The sequence below is a fragment of the Paenibacillus medicaginis genome, assembly GCF_042138635.1.
GTDB classification, from domain to species: Bacteria; Bacillota; Bacilli; order Paenibacillales; family Paenibacillaceae; genus Paenibacillus; species Paenibacillus medicaginis.
Genome location: NZ_JBHIRY010000075.1, coordinates 1 through 1,329 on the forward strand (window position 1 = coordinate 1; position 1,329 = coordinate 1,329).

Here is a 1,329-nt window from a genome sequence, read left to right on the forward strand (position 1 = left end):
ATTGTAGCAAAATAAACTACCTGTTTTTAGGCGAAATTGTGTAGTTCCATTCTCCATGAAAGTCATTTTTTTCTAAGTTCACTTGTGCCAGGGCTTCATCGGTTACTTTGATCCCTTTCGGATATGATGTTGTGTCCAATTCGGCTTGCACCTTCAGCCCGGTTGTTGTCGTTGTAGACGCAATCAAATGGACGATGGCCTCATGACTGGTTAGCGGCTTTCCCCGCCAATTTTGGGTGATGCACGAAAACAGACGATGCTCAATCTTGTTCCATTTGCTCGTTCCCGGAGGAAAGTGGCAGACGGATATAGACAATCCCGTTTCGTCTGCTAACGTCTGCAATTCCGTCTTCCATAGCCGTACACGAGAGCCGTTGCTTCCGCCTCCATCTGCTGTGATCAGGAGTTTCGTGGCGTTTGGATAGGTGGCTTGACCCATCGTCGTCCACCAGCGCCGGATGCTTTCCACTGCAAAAGCCGCCGTATCGTGATCCGTGCCTACGCTCACCCATCCGGCATTTGCACTGAGATCGTAGACACCGTAGGGATTGACTTTTCCGAGCTCGGGGATCTGAAAGTCGTGAACGCGTACCCTCTCTGGACTGCCTTTCGGCTGCCACTCGACACCCCCGTTTTTGAAGTCGCCCACCAGCTCTTTTTTCTTGGTATCGACCGAGATGACCGGCTCTCCTTCGTTTTGGAAGGCCTGCGCCTGATCGTGAATATGCTGAAATTGTGCATCACGGTCTTCATGACGACCGCCTTCTTCTGTTTTTCGATTCGCTTGCAGACTATAGCCGAGTTCGTGCAATAGCGTGGCTATCATCTTGTTGTCTGTTTTGTGTCCCATTTCGTTCAAGGCAGCAGCGAGTTTACGCGTACTTTTGTTTGTCCAGCGTAGCGGAGAATCGGGTTCACCCCGTGTAGCTGGATCAATCAACTTCTCCAAATCGCTCCGTAGCGTTGGATCCGTATCGACGGTACGCTTACGACCACCACCCGACTTCCGAATCCGTTCAGGGTCGATCTGCTCGGGGTTCTTCAATTCCCGAATACCCGCTTGGATGACTTTATGACTGATGCCCAATTCTCGTTCGACGAATGCGATCCCTCCACGCCCGTAGGCGAGTGCTTCTGTTGCCGCAAATAATCGTCTTTGAAGTTCATTCAGAAAGGGCCGCAATTGTTCGTAACGTTGCTTCAACGTATTCTGCATGTGAGGTTCCTCCTTCGGATTGGAGGGCATTCTCCTGCCAAACCGTTGTTTCTCCCAGTCTATCAGATATTGCTGAATCATGCTTCGCTCATTTCCAGTTCTACGTGTGTTTT

General features: G+C 50.4%; 1 protein-coding gene. It reads right to left on the bottom strand.

The genetic code is table 11. From position 1 onward, the window contains the following. Window positions 1-16 precede the first annotated feature (16 nt). Window positions 17-1,216, bottom strand: a complete 1,200-nt coding sequence (locus ACE5LO_RS27675; protein ID WP_375523128.1) for an ISAzo13 family transposase — start codon at window positions 1,214-1,216, stop codon at window positions 17-19. Window positions 1,217-1,329: the final 113 nt, after the last annotated feature.